Here is a 19,481-nt window from a genome sequence, read left to right on the forward strand (position 1 = left end):
GCACCGGCCCGCTCGGCCGGCGCGAACCAGCACCGACCGCTCCGACTCCCGGAGCCGTCGACGCCACGGAACCTACACAGAGCCACTGACAATCCACCCCAAGTAATCGAACACCGGCAGCCGGGACCCACCAGCGGACCAAACTTGGCCCCTACCGGCCGCTCCCCCGCCCGCCATCTCCACCTCAGCGGGCCAAAAAGTGCCCCTTGAGCCATGAGAGCGCCCCGCCGGCCAGGGCGCCGGCGGGGCGGAGACCAGCAGAACCAGCAGGACGGCCTCACGGGCGTGTCGAACCAGCTCGCCGAGGTCACCTCCTGTTGCCGCTCGCGTCGACCCACCAGGCGGCCGACGTCACCTTGGACGCCTACCTCACCTTGGACGCCGGCTTCGCTCCGTCGACGCCGTCGCGGTGGGTCAGAGGGCCGTGCGGGACGAGGCGCTGTCGGTGGGTCCTGTGATACTCGGTACTGACCAGGCACCGGCCGCGCGGCCGGTGCCGACCCGGTGCCGACTCGGAGGACATGGAAGTGGCAAACGCGCAGGTAGGAGCGCTGTAGTGAGACTGCTGCACACCTCCGACTGGCATCTCGGGCGTTCGTTCCACCGGGAGAGCCTGCACGACGCCCAGCGCGCCTTCCTGGACCACCTGGTGGACGTGGTCCGGTCCGGGGGCGTGGACGCCGTACTGGTCGCCGGGGACGTCTACGACCGGGCGCTGCCCAGCCTGGACGCGGTCGCGCTGTTCGACGACGTGCTGCACCGGCTGGCCGACCTCGGGGTGCCGACGGTCTTCATCAGCGGCAACCACGACTCGGCCCGCCGTCTCGGGGTCGGCGCCGGCCTGATCGGCCGGGCCGGGATCCACCTGCGGACGGACCCGGGCGAGTGCGCCGAGCCGGTGCTGCTGGCGGACGAGCACGGGCCGGTGGCGGTGTACGGGCTGCCGTACCTGGAGCCGACGCTGGTGCGCGAGCGGTTCGGGTTGGCCAAGGGCGGGCACGCGGCGGTGCTCGGCTCGGCGATGGAGCAGGTCCGGGCCGACCTCGCGACGCGCCCCGCGGGCACCAGGGCGGTGGTGCTGGCGCACGCCTTCGTCACCGGCGGCACGGCGTCCGACAGCGAGCGGGACATCGCGGTCGGCGGGGTCGCCTCCGTCCCCGCCTCGGTGTTCGACGGGGTGCACTACGCCGCGCTCGGCCACCTGCACGGCTGCCAGACCCTCGCCCCGCACCTGCGCTACAGCGGCTCCCCGCTCGCCTACTCCTTCTCCGAGGTCCGCCAGCGCAAGACCATGTGGCTGGTCGACCTCGCGGCCGACGGCTCGGTGACGGCCGAACGGGTCGACTGTCCCCGGCCGCGCCCGCTCGCCACCCTCCGCGGCACCCTGGAGGCGCTGCTCACCGAGGAGGAGTACGCGGAGCACGAGCAGTCCTGGGTGCAGGCCACGCTCACCGACGCGGCCCGCCCCAGCGAGCCGATGGAGAAGCTGCGCCGCCGCTTCCCGCACACCCTCCAGTTGCTGTTCGACCCCGAGGACGGCGGGGACGAACCGTCCCGGTCGTACGCGGCCCGGGTCAGCGGCCGGGAGGACCTGGAGATCGCCGAGGGCTTCCTGCGGCACGTCCGCCCAGGGGCCGAGCCGGAACCGGACGAACTGGGCTGGCTGCGCGAGGGCTTCGAGCGCGTCCGCGAGGGCGCCGACCGGAAGGCGGACCTGCCCCGATGAGGCTGCACCGGCTCACCGTCACCGCCTTCGGCCCGTTCGCGGGCAGCGAGACGGTGGACTTCGACGCGCTCGCCGCCTCCGGGCTGTTCCTGCTGCGCGGCGCGACCGGCGCGGGCAAGAGCAGCGTGCTGGACGCGGTCTGCTTCGCCCTCTACGGCGAGACGCCGAACGCCCGCCGGGCCAACCGGCTGCGCAGCGACCACGCCGACCCCAAGCGGCTCACCCAGGTCGAGCTGGAACTGACGCTGGGCGGGCGGCGGCTGCAGATCACCCGGCTGCCCGAACAGCGCCGCCCGAAGAAGGTCGGCACCGGCACCACCGTCGAACGGCCGCAGACCCTGCTGCGCGAGTGGGCCGCCGACACGGGCGACGGCACCCCCGGCTGGCGGCCGGTCAGCAAGTCGCACCAGGAGGCCGGGGAGGAGATCCACCGGCTGATCGGCATGAGCCGCGAGCAGTTCTGCCAGGTGGTGCTGCTGCCCCAGGGCGACTTCGCCCGCTTCCTCAAGGGCGACTCCGAGGAGCGCGGCAAGCTGCTGCGCCGACTGTTCGACACCGAGCGCTACGGGCTCGTCGAGGCCTGGCTCGCCGAGCAGCGCCGCGCCCAGGAGACGGCCGTCCAGGCCGGCCGGCGCCGGCTGCGGGACCTCGCCAGCAAGGCCGAACAGGCCGCCGGGCCCGAAGCCGAGCCCGCCGAGGAGTGGGTGCCGGCTGAGGACGACGACGCCGAGCCGGCCGCCGGGCTGCTCGGCTGGGCGGCGATCCTGCGCAGCGGGGCCGCCGAGCAGCTGACCGTCGCCGAGGCCGCGCTCGCGGGCGCCGAGGCGGCCCAGCGGGCGGCCCAGCGGGGCCGGGAGGGCGCCGAGGAGCTTGCCGGGCGGCAGCGCCGGCACCGCGAGGCGCTGGCCGAGGCCGAGCGGTTGGCCGGCTTCGAGCCGGCCGCGGCGCGGGACCGGCAGCGGCTCGCGGCCGCCCAGGAGGCGGTCGGCGTGGAGTCGGCGCTGCGCCTGCGGGAGAGTGCGGCCGAGGCGCTCGGGCGGGCTCGGGAGGCGGAGCGGCGGCACCGGGCGGCGCTCGCCCGGGCGGGCGACGGGATGACCGCGCCGACCTGGTCCGACATCGCCCAGCCGACCGCAGCCAAGCCGACCGAAGTCGAGCCGACCGAAGCGGAGCCGACCGAAGCGGAGTTGACCGCGACGGAGCAGCGGCTGCGCGCCGAGGTGGTCCGGCTGGAGTCGGCCCGGGCGGAGGAGCGGCGCTGCGCCGAACTCGCCCGCGAGCAGCACTCCTTGACCAGGGGCCGGGTCGATGCCGAGGAGCTGGCCGAGGAGGCCGAACGCTGGCTGGCCGAGTTCGAGGGCGAGTTGGGCCGGCTGGAGGAGCAGCAGGCCCGGGCCCAGGCGGCGAGCACCCGGGTCGAGCAACTGGACGGGCAGCGGGCCGAGTTGGCCACCCGCCTGGGCGCGGCCCGGGAACGGGACGGCCTGCGGGCCGAGATCGCGGCCGCCGAGCCGAGGGTCGCCGAGCTGCGCACCGCCGCGCTGGATGCCCGCGAGTACAGCCTGGACCTGCGGGACCGCCGCCTGGCGGGCATGGCCGCCGAGCTGGCCGAGCAACTGCGCTCGGGCGAGGCCTGCCGGGTGTGCGGCTCGCCCGACCACCCGGCGCCCGCCGAGGCCGCCGACGGCGGCCGGGTGAGCGCCGAGGACGAGGAGCGGGCCGGCCGGGCCCAAGCCGTCGCCGAACGGGCCTGGGGCGAGGCCGACCAGGCGCTGACCGCCCTGCGGGTGCGCGAGGCGACCGCCACCGGCGCGGCCGGCCCGGAGGCCGCGGACGTGCTCGCGCGCTCCCTCGCCGAACTGGAGCAGGAGCACCGCACCGCGCTGCACGAGGCGGAGACGCTCGGCCGGGTCGGGCAGGAGATCGCCCGGCTGTCGCAGGACCGCACCCGCCGGCTGGACGAGTTGCACGAGGCCAGGGAGCGCGCCGCCGTCCTCACCGATCGACTGCGGACGCTGGACGACGAGCAGCGGGAGCTGACCGCACGGGTCGCGGCCGCCCGAGGCGACGCCGCCTCGGTCGCCGACCGGGCCGCCTCGCTGGCCCGGCTAGCCGAGGCGGTCGCCGCGGCGGCCAAGTCCGCCCGGACGGTGGCGGAGGCGCGGGCCCGGCTGGGCGGGGCCGAGAAGGAACTCGGCAAGGCCGCCGCCGCGGCGGGGTTCCCGGACGCCGCCGCGGCCCTCGCCGTCCTGCTGCCGCGCGAGGAGCGGGACCGGCTGGAGGCCCGGCTGGAACGGCACCGCACCGAGTCGGCCGCCGTCCGGCACGAGCTGGCGCTGCCCGAGCTGGCCGAGGCCGCGGCCCGTCCACCGGTCGACCTGGCCGGCGCCGCGGCCGCGCTCCGCGCCGCCACCGACCGGCTCGGCCGAGCGCACGCGGCCCGGTCGGCGGCCCAGGACCGCTGCGCGGCCCTGGCCGACATCGGACGGAGCCTGGGCGACCTGGCCGCCGAACTGGCCCCGGCGCTGGACCGCTACGGGCGGATCAACCGGCTCGCCGCGCTGGCCGCCGGCACCTCCACCGAGAACCGGCTGCGGATGCGCCTGGAGTCGTACGTCCTGGCGGCCCGGCTGGAGCAGGTCGCGGCCGCGGCCAGCGACCGGCTGGTCCGGATGTCCGGTGGCCGCTACACCCTGGTCCACAGCGACGACCGGGGCACCGGCAACAAGCGCTCCGGCCTGGCCCTGCGGGTGGTCGACGCCTGGACGGGCACCGAGCGGGACACCGCGACCCTCTCCGGCGGCGAGAGCTTCTTCGCCTCGCTCGCCCTCGCCCTCGGCCTGGCCGACGTGGTCACCGACGAGGCCGGCGGCATGCCGCTGGACACCCTCTTCATCGACGAGGGCTTCGGCACCCTGGACGAGCAGTCCCTGGAGGAGGTGATGGACGTCCTCGACGGCCTGCGCGAACGCGACCGCGCGGTCGGCATCGTCAGCCACGTCGCCGACCTGCGCAGCCGGATCCCCGCCCAGCTCCTGGTCCGCAAGGGCCGCCACGGCTCCACCCTGGCCCTGGCCGGACGGGAGGACGCCTAGGTCTCCGGCCCCGGCCCCGCTTCCCCGCTCAGCCCGAACAGGCGGCCCGCTGGGCCTGCTGCCAGGCACAGGTCGGGCAGAGCGTGCTGCCCGGCTGATCCGCGGGCAGTACCGTCGGCTCACCGCACAGCACGCAGTCGGCGCGCGGCCCCTCCGCCCCCGGGTCCTCCCGCAGCGCCGCCTCCGCCGAACCGTCGGGCGCGAGCTCACAGACCGCCGCGTCCCCGCTCACCAGGCCCTCATCCGTTCCGATCTCACCCATACCGCCTTCCTACTCCCCGCCTGCGCCCCGCCGCAAGGCGCCCCCAGGGCCGGGGGCCATGAGGCGAGGCACGCTTGTGCCTTGGGGGAACCTCCCGGCGGGCGGCTCGGGGAGCGTCACCCCGCGGGCGGGCGGTCGGAGGACGGGCTCTAGCGTGGGCGGCATGGTTGGCGATCTGGAACGGCGGCTGCGGGCCGCCCGGGCGGCTGGGCCCACGTACGGCGAGGTGGGGGCGACCCGGGGTGGGCGGTTGCCGGAGGGGTACGGGCACCTGCGGCGGCGGGTGCACCTCGGGCGGGGGCCGGAGGTGCTGGAGCGGGCCGGGCGGTACGTGCTCGGGTGGGGCAGTCAGCTGGGCACCGGGTTCGCGGTGCACCCGGGCGGGCCGGCCCGGGAGGGGGCCACCGTGCTGCTGCGGCTGCGCCTGCCGGGCAGCCGGTGGCCGCGCCTGGTGATCCCCTGCCGGGTGGTGTGGACGGTGGTGGAGCCGGACCGGATCGGGTTCGCGTACGGGACGCTGCCCGGGCATCCGGAGTGCGGCGAGGAGTCGTTCCTGGTGTCGATGGATGCCGAGGGCGAGGTGTGGTTCGAGGTGGCCGCGTTCTCCCGGCTGTCCGCCTGGTACGCCCGGCTGGGCCGACCGGTGGCGCTGCTCTGCCAGTACCTGGCGATCGAGCGCTACCTCGCGGCCGTGGCCGGGCACGTCGCGCAGGAGCGCTAGCCGAGGAAGGACAGCCGGACGGTGCGGCGCGGGTTGTCCCCGTTGGTGTCGATCAGCACCACGGACTGCCAGACGCCGAGCGCCAGTTGGCCTCCGAGCACCGGCAGGGTGGCGTGCGGGGCGACCAGGCCGGGCACCACGTGGTCCCGTCCGTGGCCGGGGCTGCCGTGCCGGTGGCGCCAGCGGTCGTCGGCGGGGAGCAGGTCGCGCAGGGTGGCGAGGAAGTCGTCGTCGCTGCCCGAGCCGGTCTCCAGGACGGCGATCCCGGCGGTGGCGTGCGGGACGAAGACGTTGAGCAGTCCGTCGCGTCCGGCGGCCCGTTCGTCGAGGAACGCGGCGCAGCGGTCGGTGATGTCGAGTGCGACCTCGCGGTTGCCGGTGACGATCTCCAGGGTGGTGGTGTGGAAGGGCCCGGTCGACGTGGAGTGGTTGGTGTCCGCCATGGCGCCATCCTGACCCAGGTCAGCGGGTCGGGCGTACTGCCTCGCCGACTCCCCGCGCCGGAGCGGTGGCCTCGCATAGGGTGAGGGGTTCAGACCCAGGGTGAGGGGCTCAGACCAAAGTGGCGGGTCCAACCTCCGGATACGCCGACGACCCGACGGACCGGTGGTCCGTCGGGTCGTTCGGGAGCCGGTCCCGGGCCGAGGCCCGGAGCGCGGCTCCGGGATCTCAGCCGCGTCCGCCGAAGAGGCTCCGGCGCAGCCGACGCAGCGGTGCCAGCAGCGACACCCGGGTGTGGCGACGACGGGCCGCCGCCGGGGCGTCGGCGCCGCGCGGCGTCAGTTCCCTTATCAGCCCGAGCGCCTCGGCGGTGTCCACCGCCGGGAGCGCAGGCGCGCCGAGCACGGCCAGGTGTCGCTCGATCCGGCGGCCGGACGCGCCGACGCCGCACTGGATCGCCGGCACACGGGGCCGAGTCCGCACTTGCATGTGTTCCATCAGTTTCCCACCCCTACGAGGCGCCAGGGCCGTGAGGCGAAGACTATCCGTGAGAGACGGCCTTCGCGCAACCGTCCTTGGTGTTGTGCCACCGTACCGTGCGACGTCAACTGACGGTGCACCAGGGGCCGCCCGGGGCGATCACGACTAGGCATCAATGATGGTGCACGACCGGCCGTCCGTCACCAGGGCCTGGAGGCGCGGGGCCGGCGCCCGCACCGACGGCATGCGCCGGGCGCACGGGGGCGGACGGCCGGTGCGGTGGCCGTGTCGACGAATCGCTCCGGGGCGCGACGGGGCGCGACGGGTCTCCCGCCGGGGTTCCCCATATAGGGGACAGCCGTCACGTCGACAAAGCGATCACCGAACGGGTCACCGACGGGGTCACCAATGGGATCACCGAAGGGGCCATCGCGGGATCACGGGGGTCGCGGGGGATCGCGGACGAGCGCGGGGACCACCGGGATCAGCGCGTCACCGCGCGACTTCATGAAGTGAACGCATTCGAGGGATTGACTCCGTCGGTTCCTCCAAGCAATATCTGAGACGACACGCAGGTGCCCGCACCGCACCCAGTCGTGTGTTCGAGTCATGAATGGCTCGAGAAGGACTCCGGCTCCCTGCGGGCCACTGCCCGGTCACCTCGACGCTGCGGTGGCCAGGCCCGCGCGGTGCCCGGACCGGCGGCCGGCCGTAGAGGGTCGGCCCGGCCGCCACCAGACTGCCGGTGCCACCCCGCACGGGGCCCGGCACCGGCGGTCCCGGGCCATTTCCCACCGCTCGCCGCACCCTCCGTTCCCGCCCCGCCGCACCCGCCGTTCCGGCCCACCGTCGCCGACCGGACGTCCTCGCAGGTCGCACCGCGTGGATCGGTAGACTCGGCCAGCGTGTCCCTCCTCCTCAGCATCGTGCTCCCGGTCCACGGCGTGGAGCGGTACCTGCCGCGCTGCCTCGACTCGATCCTCGGCGAGACCCCCGCCGCCGAGACCCGCTTCGAGGTCATCGCGGTCGACGACCTCTCCCCCGACGGCTCCGGCGCGATCCTGGACGCCTACGCCGCCCGCGACCCCCGGCTGCGCGTGATGCACCTCACCGAGAACCAGGGCCTCGGCGGAGCCCGGGCCGCCGCCCTGCCGCGGCTGCGCGGCGAGTACGTCTGGTTCGTGGACAGCGACGACTGGCTGCCCGAGCGGACGGTCGGCGTGATCCTGGACGAGCTGGCGCAGGAGAGCCGCCGCGAGGTGCCGGCCGACGTGCTGCTCACCGACTTCACCCACGTCTACCCCGACGGCGGGAGCGAGCCCAACCCCTGGCGGCACGTGCTGGTCGGCTCCCCGCTGGTCGAGGGCTGCACGGCGGCCGAGCACCCGGCGCTGTTCCAGACCGTGATGTCGGTGTGGAACAAGGTGTTCCGCCGTGCCTTCCTGGAGGGCCTGGACGTCGCCTTCGGCCGCGGCTACTACGAGGACATCTCGGTCACCTACCCGGCGCTGCTGGCCGCCGAGCGACTGCGCTACCTGGACCGCCCCTGCTACTTCTACCGGCGCGGCCGGGACGGCGCGATCACCGCCACCGCCTCCCCGAAGCACGCCGACGTGTTCGCCCAGTACGACGCGATCTTCGCGTTCCTGAACCGCCCGAACCGGCCGAACAGTCCGGATCACCCGGACCTACCCGGCCGCCCCGGCGCCCGCCCCGTCCCGGAGTCGCTGCGCACCCTGGTCTTCGACCGGACCGTCCGTCAGGCGTTGAACGTCTACGACACCCCCGGTCTCGTCCCGCTGGACCGGCGCCAGGACTACTTCCACCGGCTCGCCCTGCACTTCGAGCGCCACCGCCCCGCGGGCTACCGCTTCCCCGGCGGGGTGCGCGGGGTGCAGTACCGGCTGGCCGCCCGCGGCGCCCGGATCGCGTACGCCGAGCTTCGCCGCACCGGCCGACTGCCGCGCGAACTCAAGCGCGGGGCACGGGCGGTGGCCCCGGCGGTGAAGAAGGGGGTGCGCAGCGGCGCCCGGTTCACCGCGTACAACGCCTTCCGCCGCCTCCCGCTGGACGAGCACCTGGCGGTCTACGCCGCGTACTGGCACCGGGGTTACGCGTGCAGCCCGGCGGCGATCTACGAGAAGGCGAAGGAACTCGCCCCGCAGATCCGGGGCGTGTGGGTGGTGGAGACCCGCCGGCAGGCCGACGCGATGCCGCCCGGCGTCCCGTACGTGGTGGTCAACACCCCCGCGTACCTGAAGGCGATGGCCACCGCCAAGTACTTCGTCAACAACGTCAACTTCCCGCGCACCATGGCCAAGCGCCAGGGCACGGTACACGTCCAGACCCAGCACGGCACCCCGCTCAAGGCGATGGGCATGGACCTGCGGGGCCGGCCCGAGGCGGCCGAGGGGATGGACTTCGACCGGCTCCAGGAGGCCGTCGACCGCTGGGACTTCCTGGTCTCCTCCAACCCGCACACCAGCGAGCACTTCGCCCGGGCCTTCCCCGGCCGGTACGAGATGCTGGACACCGGCTACCCGCGCAACGACCGGCTGGCCAACGCCACCCCCGCGGAAGTGCGGGCGATGCGCGAGCGGTTGGGGCTGCGGCCCGGCACCACCGCGGTGCTGTACGCGCCGACCCACCGCGGCGGGAAGGGCGCCTACGTGCCGCTGCTGGACGTGGCGGAGCTGGCCCGGCGGCTGGGCCCGCGGTTCACGCTGCTGGTGCGCACCCACTACTTCCACACCGACGGCCCGGGCGACCTGATGGCCGGTGAGGACGCGGCGGAGATCGTGGACGTGTCGGCGCACCCGGTGGTCGAGGACCTCTACCTGGCGGCGGACGCGCTGGTGACGGACTACTCGTCGATGATGTTCGACTACGCGGTGCTGGACCGGCCGGTGGTGATATTCGCTCCGGACTGGGCGGAGTACCAGCGCGAACGCGGCGTGTACTTCGACCTGTTCGCGGAGCCGCCGGGCGCGGTCACGGTCGACGTCGACGGGCTGGCGCGGGCGCTGCGCGCGGGCGATCCGGAGCCGGCGGCGCGTGAGCGGTTCCGGGCGAAGTTCTGCGTCTGGGACGACGGCGGGGCGGCGGAGCGGGTGGTGCGCCGGGTGTTCCCGGTGGCGCCGTCGGCTCCGGCGGGCACGGCAGGTACGGGTACGGCAGGTACGGGCACGGCAGGTACGGGCACGGCGGCTCCGGTGGACGGAGCGTAGGCGGTAGCGGCCTTCGGACGGGGCGGGTGCCGCCGGTACGGCGACCGGCCCCGTCCGCGCGATTCAGCGCTGGCGGGCGGCCAGGAACTCCTCGAAGTCCAGGTAGCCCTGGTGGCGGGTGTCCATCGCGTGGATCAGCGCCTCCGCCATCGAGATGGTGACGCTGTGGTCGCCCATCTCGTTGGCGGCCAGCGCGTACTCGGCCGGGGTGATCTTGCCGTCGCCGTTCTGGTCGAAACGGTCGAACATCTCCTTGATGGCCTCGACGCTCTCCATCGTTCCCTCCTGGGTACTGCGGGGTCTTGCTCGGTTCGGACGGCCGTACCCTACCCGGCCGTGGTGTTCACCACGGTCGCCGGGAGTGGACGGGCGGCGGGGTCGGTGTCGTAGTCTGCGGGTCTGATTGCTGACCCGGACTCCTCCGGGGCGGTCGTTCGTCCAGGGAGGGAACCCGTGCTCGACCTCGCCACCAGGCTCCTGCTGAAACCCGTTTCACGGGGGATCTGGCGTCCGGCCATCGAGGGCGTCGAGAACGTGCCGCGCAAGGGCGGGGTGATCCTGGCCAGCAACCACCTGTCCTTCATCGACAGCGTGGTGATCCCGCTCACCTCCCCGCGCCGGGTCCACTTCCTCGCCAAGGCCGAGTACTTCACCGGCACCGGGCTCAAGGGCCGGCTCTCCAAGGGCTTCTTCGAATCGATCGGCGCCGTGCCGGTCGAGCGCGGCACCTACCGCTCCGCTCAGGCCTCGCTGGAGTCGGCGCTGGAGATCCTGGAGGCCGGCAAGGCCTTCGGCATCTACCCGGAGGGCACCCGGTCGCTGGACGGCCGGCTGTACCGGGGCAAGACGGGCGTCGCCTGGCTCGCGCTGACCGCGGGCGTCCCGGTGGTGCCGGTGGCGCTGGAGGGCCCGGAGCAGATCCTGCCGGTGGGCAAGCGGGTGCCGCGGATCAAGAAGGTGACCGTCCGCTTCGGCGAGCCGCTGCACTTCGACGAGCTGCACGGGCAGGCCCGTTCGCTGAAGGCCCGTCGGCAGGTGACCGACGAGGTGATGGCGGCGATCCAGCGGCTCTCCGGCCAGGAGGTCGTGGAGAGCTACAACGAGGTCCCGAAGGCGGCCTGAGCCGCGGTCCGTCCCGGCTGCACCACGTCCGTCCCGCCTACGCCGCTCGTCCGTCCCCGCGGCGCCGTGCCCGTCCCGCCTGCGCCGGCTCCGCGCACGCACTCGCGCACGCACTCGCGCCTGGTGCTACGCGTGTCCGAGCGCGGCAGCCGGCACGGTCTCCGTTCCGGCCGCCTCCGCAGCCTCCGGGACCTCCCGGCGCAGCAGCGCCGCGTACCGGCCGTCCAGTTCCACCAGCTCCTCGTGGGTGCCGAGTTCGACCACCCGGCCGTGGTCCAGCACCGCGATCTGGTCGGCGGAGCGGACGGTGGAGAGCCGGTGCGCGATGGTGATGGTGGTGCGGCCGGCGGCCAGGGTGTCGACGGCCTGCTGGACGGCGTGTTCGGTGCGGTTGTCGAGCGCGCTGGTTGCCTCGTCCAGGATGAGCACCGGCGGGTTGCGCAGGATGGTGCGGGCGAGTGCCAGGCGCTGCTTCTCGCCGCCGGAGAAGCGGTAGCCGCGTTCGCCGACCAGGGTCTGGTAGCCGTCCGGGAGGGCGGCGATGGTGTCGTGGATCTGCGCGGCCCGGGCGGCCTCGACCAGTTCGTCGTCGCTGGCACCGGGTTTGGCGAAGCGCAGGTTCTCGGCGACCGAGGCGTGGAAGAGGTAGGTCTCCTGGGAGACCACGCCGACCGCGCGGGCCAGGGTGTCGAAGGACAGCTCGCGCACGTCCACGCCGTCCAGGGTGACCCGGCCGCCGGTGACGTCGTACAGGCGCGGCACCAGGTAGCTGAGGGTGGTCTTGCCCGAGCCGGTCTCGCCGACGACGGCCAGTGACGTCCCGGCCGGGACCTTGAGTTCGACGCCGTCCAGGGTCGGGCGCTCCTGGTCCGGGTCGTAGCGGAAGTCGACGCCCTCGAAGCGGACCTCTCCCCGGATGTCGGCCAGGCTGACCGGGTGCTCCGGTTCGGCGATCTCCACCGGCAGGTCGAGGTACTCGAAGATGCGCTGGAAGAGCGCGAGCGAGGTCTGCACGTCCACGCCGGTGGAGAGCAGGCTGACGGTCGGGCGGAACAGGCCCTGCTGGAGGGTGACGAAGGCGACCAGGGTGCCGACCGAGACGATCGGCGCGCCGGCGGCGGAGGTCAGTCCGGCCGCCCAGTAGATCAGCGCGGGCATCGCGGCCATCACGATCATGATGGTGTTCATCCGCCAGCGCCCGGCCATGCTGGCCCGCACCTCGAGGTCGGCGAGTTGGTCGGACTGCCCGGTGAACTCCCGGGCCAGCGAGTCGGAGCGGCCCATGGTGCGGCCGAGCAGGATGCCGCTGACCGACAGCGACTCCTGGACCGCCGAACTCATCGCGGCCAGCTGCTTCTGCCGCTCGGTGGTGATCTTCTTTCGCTCCTGGCCGACCCGGCGGCTGATCCAGACGAACAGCGGCAGCAGCAGCAGCGAGACGACGGTCAGCCGCCAGTCGAGGGCGACCATGGCGACGATCGAGGCGATCACGGCGGTGAGGTTGGAGACCAGGCTGGTCGCGGTGGAGGTCACCGTGGACTGCATGCCGCCGATGTCATTGGCGATCCGGGACTGCACCTCGCCGGTGCGGGTACGGGTGAAGAAGGCCAGCGACTGCCGCTGCAGGTGGCCGTAGACGGACGTGCGCAGGTCGTGCATGACGCGCTGGCCGACGGTGGTGGAGATCAGCGTCTGCAGCACGTTGAAGATGCTGTTCACCACGGCGGTGAGGATCATCCCGAGCGCGAGCAGGCTGAGCAGCCCGGTGCGGCCCTGCGGGATGGCGGTGTCCAGCACGGCCTTGAGCAGGAACGGGGAGACCACCGACACCACGGCGGAGGCGGCGACCAGCAGGCCGACGGTGGTCAGGCGGCCCCGGTAGGGGCGGAACAGCGCGAGGATGCGGCGCCACTGGGCCGGCGGGCGGGGGTCGCCCTCGGCGCGGTCGGGCGGGGTCCAGTCGATGGCGGGCCTCAAGTACGGGCCTCCCTGGGTAGGACGGTCAGGCGGGCTTCATCAGCATAGCGGGGTTAGCTCATAGTTAGACAAGCTAATAGTGAGGTTCTCTCTATTCCCTCGCCCTGACCCGCCACCGATGGCCCGACCGACCCCCGGGCGGGCCGCCCGGTGATCGGTCGGGCCCGCCCCCGCCTCGGCCGCGTCGCCCGACCGCCCCGCGCCTCAGTCGGTCCGGTAGGTGCGCGCCGCCTTCGAGGACAGGCCGCCGAGCCTGCCGGACGGCAGCATCCGGGCGATCGCCACCGCCAGCTTGTAGCGCTTGCCCGGCACGGACACCGAGCGGCCGCGGGCGAGGTCACGCATCGCCTCGTTCACCACCCGCTCGGCCGACAGCCAGGACCAGGAGGGGATGTTGCCGGTGCCCATGCCCGCCCGCTGGTGGAACTCCGTCCGGGTGAAGCCCGGGCACAGCGCCATCATCCGCACGCCCGTTCCGCCGAGGTCCCGCAGCACGCCCTGGGTGAAGCTCACCACCCACGCCTTGCTCGCGCCGTACGTACCGCGCGGCAGGAAGGCCGCCACCGAGGCGACGTTCACGACCGCGCCCCGGCCGCGCTCGCGCATCCCCGGCAGGGCGGCGGTGGTCAGCCGCAGGATCGCCTCGATGTGCACCTTCAGCATGTCCAGCTCGTCCTGGAGCGGGACGGTCCCGAAGGCGCCCTTGTTGCCGAAGCCGGCATTGTTGACGAGGAGGTCCACCGGGCGCTCGGCGTCGGACAGCCGGGCCTCGACGGCCGCGATGCCCTCGTCGGTGGCGAGGTCGGCGGTCAGCACCTCCGCCTCGATGCCGTACTCGGCGTGCAGGTCAGCGCTCGCGCGCTCCAGACGCCCGGTGTCGCGGGCCACCAGGACGAGCTGGTAGCCGCTGCGGGCGAGCCGGCGGGCGAACGCGGCTCCGATGCCGGCGGTCGCGCCGGTGATCAAGGCTGTGGTCATGCCCCAGACCGTACCGACTCACCGCATCCGCGCCCACACCCAGGGCAACGTCCCAGCTCAGCGGGTTGCGGATGCAGGCACCGGATCGTGCTCGTAGTGTCGAACAGGGGCATCGCCCGACCGGGCGGTGAAAGCCCGACGAGGAGGCACATCTGATGCTTACTCAGTTCCACACCGAAACCGCCTCGACGTCACCCAGCGCGACGCTCGCCGAGGCCGAGACACTCGCGAGCCTGATGGTGGAGGACGAGGCCGTCGTGTCCGACGCGCCCACGTACCTGCCCGAGGCCGCCGGTGCCGCACTGCTGGCCGGCCTGCTGCTGCTGTCGCCGAAGGGCCCCAAGGAGAAGCCGACCCGGTAGTCGGGTCCCGGGCCTCCGGGCCCCGCGCCCGCGCCCGGCCTCTCCGTCCTCTCCAGTCCCCTGAAGGAGAAGCACCTCACCATGCCGTTCGCCGAGACTCCTCTCCGTGACGAGTACGCCGCGGCGGTCGAGCGAGTGGCAGGCCGCACCCTCGACGCCCTCCGGGGCGGCGGGGGCGCGGCCGCGCTCACGGATCCCGACACCGTCGTACCCCGGCCGCTGCTGGCCGCCGTACGGGTGCTGGGCGCCGACCTGTTCGCCCCGCAGCTGATCTCCGGCGCCGAGCCCGACACCGCCACCGCCGCGCTACTGGCCGAGGCGCGACGCGCGCTCCCGGCGCCGGCACCCGCTTCCGAGGGCGCGGCAGTCGTGATCGGGTGGCAGGACTGGGCGGCCGACCGGCTGCTCTCCCGCACGCCGTTCGGGGACGGCACCCCGGCCTCCGCCCGGCCGCCCACGCCGCCGCCCGACCGGGAACGCCTCGGCTGGCGGCTCTGGTCGGCCAGGATGGCGCAACTGTCCGTCCTCGCCCTGCCCGGGCTGGACGGCCCGCTGCACGACACCGTACGTGCGGGAACCCTGGACCTCGCCCGCGGCACCGTCCGGGCCGTGCTGCGGCGCGATGCCACCACCTCCGTCCGGCTCGCCCGCTGGCTCGCCTGGGCGCACGCCGACGGGCGACCGCTGCGTCTGGAGATCGAACCCGTCCTGGACCGGATCGATCAGGTCAACGACGGCACGGACCGATCCGGGCTCGAACTCGCCATTGCCCGGGCCTTGTTGAACGGGGCTCCGAGATGACCGACACCCAGGTGCTCAGCACCGCCCAACAGCTCGGCTCCCGGTCACTGGCCTGGCTGCACGCCGGCTACCAGAGCGGCTACGGTCGGCTGGAGGACAACACGGTCATCGACCTCGCCGAACCGAACGACGTCTACAAACCGCTCTGCGAAGTCGCCCTGGCCTCCTCGCTGGTACTGCGCGACGGCATCACCGGCCCGCACGACACCGAGCTCGCCCGCGCGCTCCTCGAAGCCGCCTGGGCCCAACTCCGGGGCGGCGACCTGCTGTACGAACGGCAACTGCGGCACGTCACGGTCATCGACCCGCTGGAGACGTACGGCCACTTCGCCCGGGCCGGCTACCGCCACGCCGCGCTGGAGGACCTCCTCAACTCGCTCGGCCGCCTCCGCTCCGTGCACGCCGTCGAGATCCCCGGCAACCGCCGGCTCGCCCTGGCCAACGCCCGGCGGATCGCGGGCCTCGAACCCCGGCCGGACTGGAACGCACTCGCCGGGGCCACCTGGCTCGGCGCCCTCCCCGAGCCGTGGACCATCGCCTGGCTGATCGCCTACCACGTCACCCACACCGTCTTCCACGTCACCGACTGGGGCGCCCGGCCCGAGTGCCTGCCCGAACCGATGCGCGACTACCTGCGCGACTGGCTGCCGGTCTGGCTCGACATCTGGCTGGAGATCGAGCAGTGGGACCTCGCCGGCGAACTGCTGATCGTCGACTCGTGCATCGGGGAGCCCGTCACCGGCCGGGTCGGCTGGGAGGCCCTGGCCGCGGTCCAGCAGCCGGACGGACTGATCCCGTGCGAGGGGTCGGCGCCCGAGTACGACGACCCGGAGGACGCCTTCCGCGATCACGGACACACCGCCGTGGTCGGGGTGGTGGCCGCCACCGTCGCGCTCTCGCGTGCGCTCGGCGGCACACCGGTGGCCACTTGAGCGGGCTGGACACGGCGGTCGCGGCGACGCTGCGGGCCGCCGAACCGTACGCCACCGCCGTCACGGTGGCGGTGGCGCACGCGGGGCGGGAGGAGGTCCACTGCGACGGGCACCTCGACCGCGAGCGGTCCGCCCCGTGCACACCGGACAGCGTCTTCGAACTCGGCTCGGTCAGCAAGACGTTCACCGCGCTGCTGCTCGCCGAGCTGGCCGCGCGCGGTGAACTCGCCCTGGACGAACCGGTGGAGCGCCGCCTTCCGCCCGACTGGCGCCCGGTGCGGGCGAGTTCCGGCGAACCGATCCGGCTGCTGCACCTGGCCACCCACACCTCCGGCCTGCCGAGGCTGCCGCCCGGACTGCTCGCGGCGGCCGTCCCGAACTGGACCGGCAACCCGTACGCCGCCTTCGGCGACGACCAGTTGCGCAGGTCGGTGGCCCGAACCACCCTACGCTGCCCGCCAGGTAGCCGGTACCGGTACTCCAACTACGGGGTCGGACTGCTCGGCCGGCTGCTCGCCGAGACCGGCGGGGCGCCGTACCCGGAACTGCTCGCCGAGCGGATCTGCCGGCCACTGGGGCTCCACGCCACGACCTGCGCACCGGACGCGCCGGAACGCGCCGTGGGGTACCGACGCGGACGGGCACTGCCGCCCTGGCTCATCCCCGGACTGCCCGGGGCGGGCGCGGTCCGCTCCAGCGGGGCCGACCTGCTGCGCTACCTGCGCGCCCATCTCGACGGTGGGAACGGGCAGTTGGGAGCCGCCCTGCGGGACGTCCAGCGACTACGGCTGCGGCTTCCGCACTCGACGGACCGGCTCGGCCTGGTCTGGCAGCACCGGATTTCAGGCGGCCGGGAGCTCTACTTCCACTCCGGCGGCACCCGGGGGTTCACCGCTTTCGTGGGGTTCTCGCCGGAGGGCCCGACCGCCGTCGCCGCCCTGGCCAACACCGGCCCATCGCTCAACGGGCGTTTCATCCAGGCGGGTTACGAGGTACTTCGGGCCGCGAGCCGGGGTTAGCCGGGCCGGGGTTGGCGGGGCCAGGGCTGGCGGGGCCGGGGTTAGCCGGGCCGGGGTTGGCGGGGCCAGGGCTGGCGGGGGTGTCCGGCGGATCTTGCCGGGCGCACGACCGGCCGGGCAGGCTCTAGACGGCGACGGCCTTGGCGCGGTCGGCGGCGATGTTCAGGGCGAGGCCCGCCAGGACGGTGCCCATCACGTAGCGCTGCACGCGTAGCCAGACCGGGCGGCGGTTCAGGAAGCCCGCGATGCTGCCCGCACTCATCGCGATCAGGCCGTTCACGCTGACCGCGATGACGATCTGGGTCAGGCCCAGCACCAGGCTCTGCAGCGCGACATGGCCGCGCTCGGGCGCCACGAACTGGGGCAGCAGCGAGATGTAGATGATGGCGATCTTGGGGTTGAGCAGGCAGGTCAGGAAGCCCATCGCGAACAGGCGGCGCGGCGAGTCCGGCGGCAGCTGCTGCGGGGCGAAGACCGCCGTACCTCCCGGCTTGACCGCCTTCCAGGCCAGCCAGAGCAGATAGCCCGCGCCGGCCAGCTTGATCGCGGTGTACAGCGCCGGGACGACCGAGAACACCGCCGCCACCCCGGCCGTCACCGCGACCAGGTAGACCAGGAACCCGGTGGCGACGCCGGTCAGCGACACCAGGCCGGCGCGGCGGCCCTGGGATATCGAGCGCGACACCAGGTAGATCATGTTCGGCCCCGGCGACAGCACCATGCCCAGGGCCACGGCGGCGATGCCGAGCACCGCGTGGCCGTCCACGGCTGATGTCAACGTGTCCAGGTGGTCCATGCGAGGAGGCTAGGGTGCGGAGTCGGCTCGATGCAATGATGACTTTGAACTCGGTGCAATGCCTCCCGAGAGACAAAGGGTTGGAGACCGATGGACGACTACCGGCGGATCGCGGACGAGCTCGCCGCCGACATCACCGACGGACGGCTGCGGCCAGGCCAACAGTTGCCCACCCTGCGGGCCTTCGCCCGCGGACGGGGCATCGCCGCCTCGACGGCGGGGCGGGTCTACCGCGAACTGGTCCGGCGCGGGCTGACCATCGGCGAGGTCGGGCGCGGCACCTTCGTCCGGGCCGGGCGGGCCACCGAGGCGGACGGCGGCCGGATCGCCCTCGCCGAGCCCACTGACGCGCCGATCGATCTGGAGCTCAACTACCCCACCGTGCCCGGACAGGCCGAACTGCTGGCCGGTGCGATGGCACCGCTGCTCCGGGCCGACGCACTCGGCGAGGCGCTGCGGCCGGTCGGCGCGACCGGGGCGGAGCCGGCCCGCCGGGCCTTCGCGCAGCTGCTGTCGACAGGGGCGGGCGGCTGGGACGCCGACCCCCGGCAGCTGCTGTTCGCGGGCAACGGACGGCAGGCCGTCGCGGGGGCGCTCGCCGCGCTGGTACCGCCCGGGCAGCGACTGGGGGTCGAGGCACTCACCTACCCGGTGGTCAGGGCCATGGCCGAACGGCTCGGCATCCGGCTGGTGCCGCTCGCCGTCGACGAACACGGGCTGCTGCCCGACGCCGTAGCGGCGGCCCACCGTACGGCGCCGCTGCGCGCGGTGTACGTCCAGCCCCGGCTGCAGAACCCGCTCGGCGTGAGCCTGCCGCCGGAGCGGGCGGTCGCGCTGGCCGGGGAGCTGCGCCGGCTGGACCTGCCGGTGGTCGAGGACGGCATCTGGTCCTTCCTCCGCCCCGAGCTGGCCCCGCTCGCCGCGCTCGCACCCGAGCGAACGGTGCTGGTCGACAGCCTGTCCAAGCGGCTCGCCCCCGGGCTGACCACCGGGTTCGCGGTCGTCCCGGACGGGCTGCGCGACCAGGTCGCCGGTGCGCTGCGGACCGGCGGGTGGGCGCCGAGCGGGTTCGCGCTGGAGGCGGCGGTGCGCTGGATCGGGGACGGGACGGCGGCCGCGGTGGCGGCGGCGAAGCGGGCGGACGCGGCGGCACGGCAGGCGCTGGCCCGGGAGGCGCTCGCGGGGCAGCGGCTGCGGGCGGACCCTTGCTCGTTCTACCTGTGGTGGGAGCTGCCCGGGGCCTGGCGGGCGGAGACCTTCGTCGCGGCGGCGAGGCGGGCGGGGATCTCGGTGACACCCGCGACGGCCTTCGCGGTGGATCCGCGGAGCACGCCGTCGGCGGTGCGGGTGGGGTTGGCCTCGCCGCCACTGCCGGTGCTGGGGTGGGCCCTGCGGGTACTGGCGGGGATCGCGGCGGGGGCGGGCGGGGCGGGGGCGGACGGCGGGGTGGCGGCGGACGGCGGACGACTGGCGGATAACAGATGACAGGTAACAGATTTCGAAATCTGTCACCTGTCATCTGTTATCCGTTCTCCGTCAGCT

At 74.1% G+C, this 19,481-nt stretch carries 17 protein-coding genes; 10 read left to right on the forward strand and 7 right to left on the reverse strand.

Annotated features, from left to right (window positions below; all coding sequences use genetic code 11):
• Window positions 1–556 precede the first annotated feature (556 nt).
• Both ACFWIS_RS17850 and ACFWIS_RS17855 read left to right on the forward strand, forming a co-directional pair.
• Window positions 557–1,726, forward strand: a complete 1,170-nt coding sequence (locus tag ACFWIS_RS17850) for an exonuclease SbcCD subunit D (protein WP_380450901.1) — start codon at window positions 557–559, stop codon at window positions 1,724–1,726.
• A complete protein-coding gene (locus tag ACFWIS_RS17855; RefSeq protein ID WP_380450903.1) occupies window positions 1,723–4,821 on the forward strand; it encodes an AAA family ATPase in 3,099 nt (1,032 codons plus the stop codon). Before ACFWIS_RS17850 ends, ACFWIS_RS17855 begins: the two co-directional genes overlap by 4 nt.
• A 28-nt stretch (window positions 4,822–4,849) precedes the next feature.
• Here the strand turns inward: ACFWIS_RS17855 and ACFWIS_RS17860 are convergent, their stop codons facing one another.
• Complete coding sequence (locus tag ACFWIS_RS17860; protein ID WP_380450905.1) at window positions 4,850–5,083, reverse strand: hypothetical protein; 234 nt, start codon at window positions 5,081–5,083, stop codon at window positions 4,850–4,852.
• Window positions 5,084–5,246: 163 nt separating this feature from the next.
• Here ACFWIS_RS17860 and ACFWIS_RS17865 point away from each other — a divergent pair, with 163 nt between their 5' ends.
• On the forward strand, window positions 5,247–5,804 hold the full coding sequence (locus ACFWIS_RS17865) for a DUF1990 family protein (protein WP_380450907.1): 558 nt from the start codon (window positions 5,247–5,249) through the stop codon (window positions 5,802–5,804).
• Here ACFWIS_RS17865 and ACFWIS_RS17870 read toward each other — a convergent pair.
• Window positions 5,801–6,247 (reverse strand): YjbQ family protein, encoded by a 447-nt coding sequence (locus tag ACFWIS_RS17870; RefSeq protein WP_380450909.1) that lies wholly within the window; start codon window positions 6,245–6,247, stop codon window positions 5,801–5,803. The two genes, ACFWIS_RS17865 and ACFWIS_RS17870, sit on opposite strands and share 4 nt — an antisense overlap.
• Before the next feature lie 226 nt (window positions 6,248–6,473).
• The gene (locus ACFWIS_RS17875) at window positions 6,474–6,743 is read right to left on the reverse strand and encodes a hypothetical protein (RefSeq protein WP_380450911.1); all 270 of its coding nucleotides are present in this window, start codon (window positions 6,741–6,743) and stop codon (window positions 6,474–6,476) included.
• 887 nt (window positions 6,744–7,630) lie between these two features.
• Here ACFWIS_RS17875 and ACFWIS_RS17880 point away from each other — a divergent pair.
• Complete coding sequence (locus tag ACFWIS_RS17880) at window positions 7,631–9,952, forward strand: CDP-glycerol glycerophosphotransferase family protein (RefSeq protein ID WP_380450913.1); 2,322 nt, start codon at window positions 7,631–7,633, stop codon at window positions 9,950–9,952.
• A 63-nt stretch (window positions 9,953–10,015) separates the two neighbouring features.
• Here ACFWIS_RS17880 and ACFWIS_RS17885 read toward each other — a convergent pair whose 3' ends face one another.
• A complete protein-coding gene (locus ACFWIS_RS17885; protein ID WP_188304199.1) occupies window positions 10,016–10,228 on the reverse strand; it encodes an EF-hand domain-containing protein in 213 nt (70 codons plus the stop codon).
• 177 nt (window positions 10,229–10,405) lie between these two features.
• Here ACFWIS_RS17885 and ACFWIS_RS17890 point away from each other — a divergent pair, with 177 nt between their 5' ends.
• Window positions 10,406–11,074, forward strand: a complete 669-nt coding sequence (locus ACFWIS_RS17890) for a lysophospholipid acyltransferase family protein (protein WP_380450915.1) — start codon at window positions 10,406–10,408, stop codon at window positions 11,072–11,074.
• Window positions 11,075–11,200: 126 nt separating this feature from the next.
• Here ACFWIS_RS17890 and ACFWIS_RS17895 read toward each other — a convergent pair whose 3' ends face one another.
• Both ACFWIS_RS17895 and ACFWIS_RS17900 read right to left on the reverse strand, forming a co-directional pair.
• Window positions 11,201–13,051, reverse strand: a complete 1,851-nt coding sequence (locus tag ACFWIS_RS17895) for an ABC transporter ATP-binding protein (RefSeq protein ID WP_380450917.1) — start codon at window positions 13,049–13,051, stop codon at window positions 11,201–11,203.
• 204 nt (window positions 13,052–13,255) lie between these two features.
• Entirely contained in the window at window positions 13,256–14,029 is a 774-nt protein-coding gene (locus ACFWIS_RS17900) for an SDR family NAD(P)-dependent oxidoreductase (RefSeq protein ID WP_380450919.1), read from the reverse strand.
• A 155-nt stretch (window positions 14,030–14,184) separates the two neighbouring features.
• Between ACFWIS_RS17900 and ACFWIS_RS17905 the strand changes: the two genes are divergently transcribed.
• From ACFWIS_RS17905 to ACFWIS_RS17920, 4 genes are all read left to right on the forward strand, one after another.
• Entirely contained in the window at window positions 14,185–14,391 is a 207-nt protein-coding gene (locus ACFWIS_RS17905; RefSeq protein ID WP_380450921.1) for a hypothetical protein, read from the forward strand.
• Window positions 14,392–14,472: 81 nt separating this feature from the next.
• Window positions 14,473–15,192: a hypothetical protein gene (locus ACFWIS_RS17910; RefSeq protein ID WP_380450923.1), complete on the forward strand. Its 720-nt coding sequence runs from the start codon at window positions 14,473–14,475 to the stop codon at window positions 15,190–15,192.
• Window positions 15,189–16,124 (forward strand): DUF6895 family protein, encoded by a 936-nt coding sequence (locus ACFWIS_RS17915; protein ID WP_380450925.1) that lies wholly within the window; start codon window positions 15,189–15,191, stop codon window positions 16,122–16,124. Before ACFWIS_RS17910 ends, ACFWIS_RS17915 begins: the two co-directional genes overlap by 4 nt.
• Window positions 16,121–17,143, forward strand: coding sequence for a serine hydrolase domain-containing protein (locus ACFWIS_RS17920; protein WP_380450926.1), 1,023 nt, complete (start codon window positions 16,121–16,123; stop codon window positions 17,141–17,143). Before ACFWIS_RS17915 ends, ACFWIS_RS17920 begins: the two co-directional genes overlap by 4 nt.
• 124 nt (window positions 17,144–17,267) lie before the next feature.
• On the opposite strand, the gene ACFWIS_RS17925 is transcribed toward ACFWIS_RS17920, so the two are convergent.
• Complete coding sequence (locus tag ACFWIS_RS17925) at window positions 17,268–17,939, reverse strand: LysE family translocator (RefSeq protein ID WP_380450928.1); 672 nt, start codon at window positions 17,937–17,939, stop codon at window positions 17,268–17,270.
• Window positions 17,940–18,029: 90 nt separating this feature from the next.
• Between ACFWIS_RS17925 and ACFWIS_RS17930 the strand changes: the two genes are divergently transcribed.
• Entirely contained in the window at window positions 18,030–19,424 is a 1,395-nt protein-coding gene (locus ACFWIS_RS17930) for a PLP-dependent aminotransferase family protein (RefSeq protein ID WP_380450930.1), read from the forward strand.
• The last annotated feature ends 57 nt before the right edge of the window (window positions 19,425–19,481 follow it).

This window comes from Kitasatospora sp. NPDC127060, assembly GCF_042724935.1.
GTDB lineage: Bacteria > Actinomycetota > Actinomycetes > Streptomycetales > Streptomycetaceae > Kitasatospora.

Bases quoted from the DNA above. Each gene is read 5' to 3' on its own strand.
- ACFWIS_RS17855 (WP_380450903.1), top strand. From the start codon at position 1,723: ATGAGGCTGCACCGGCTCACCGTCACCGCCTTCGGCCCGTTCGCGGGC.
- ACFWIS_RS17860 (WP_380450905.1), bottom strand. From the start codon at position 5,083: ATGGGTGAGATCGGAACGGATGAGGGCCTGGTGAGCGGGGACGCGGCG.
- ACFWIS_RS17865 (WP_380450907.1), top strand. From the start codon at position 5,247: ATGGTTGGCGATCTGGAACGGCGGCTGCGGGCCGCCCGGGCGGCTGGG.
- ACFWIS_RS17870 (WP_380450909.1), bottom strand. From the start codon at position 6,247: ATGGCGGACACCAACCACTCCACGTCGACCGGGCCCTTCCACACCACC.
- ACFWIS_RS17875 (WP_380450911.1), bottom strand. From the start codon at position 6,743: ATGGAACACATGCAAGTGCGGACTCGGCCCCGTGTGCCGGCGATCCAG.
- ACFWIS_RS17885 (WP_188304199.1), bottom strand. From the start codon at position 10,228: ATGGAGAGCGTCGAGGCCATCAAGGAGATGTTCGACCGTTTCGACCAG.
- ACFWIS_RS17900 (WP_380450919.1), bottom strand. From the start codon at position 14,029: ATGACCACAGCCTTGATCACCGGCGCGACCGCCGGCATCGGAGCCGCG.
- ACFWIS_RS17905 (WP_380450921.1), top strand. From the start codon at position 14,185: ATGCTTACTCAGTTCCACACCGAAACCGCCTCGACGTCACCCAGCGCG.
- ACFWIS_RS17910 (WP_380450923.1), top strand. From the start codon at position 14,473: ATGCCGTTCGCCGAGACTCCTCTCCGTGACGAGTACGCCGCGGCGGTC.
- ACFWIS_RS17915 (WP_380450925.1), top strand. From the start codon at position 15,189: ATGACCGACACCCAGGTGCTCAGCACCGCCCAACAGCTCGGCTCCCGG.
- ACFWIS_RS17925 (WP_380450928.1), bottom strand. From the start codon at position 17,939: ATGGACCACCTGGACACGTTGACATCAGCCGTGGACGGCCACGCGGTG.
- ACFWIS_RS17930 (WP_380450930.1), top strand. From the start codon at position 18,030: ATGGACGACTACCGGCGGATCGCGGACGAGCTCGCCGCCGACATCACC.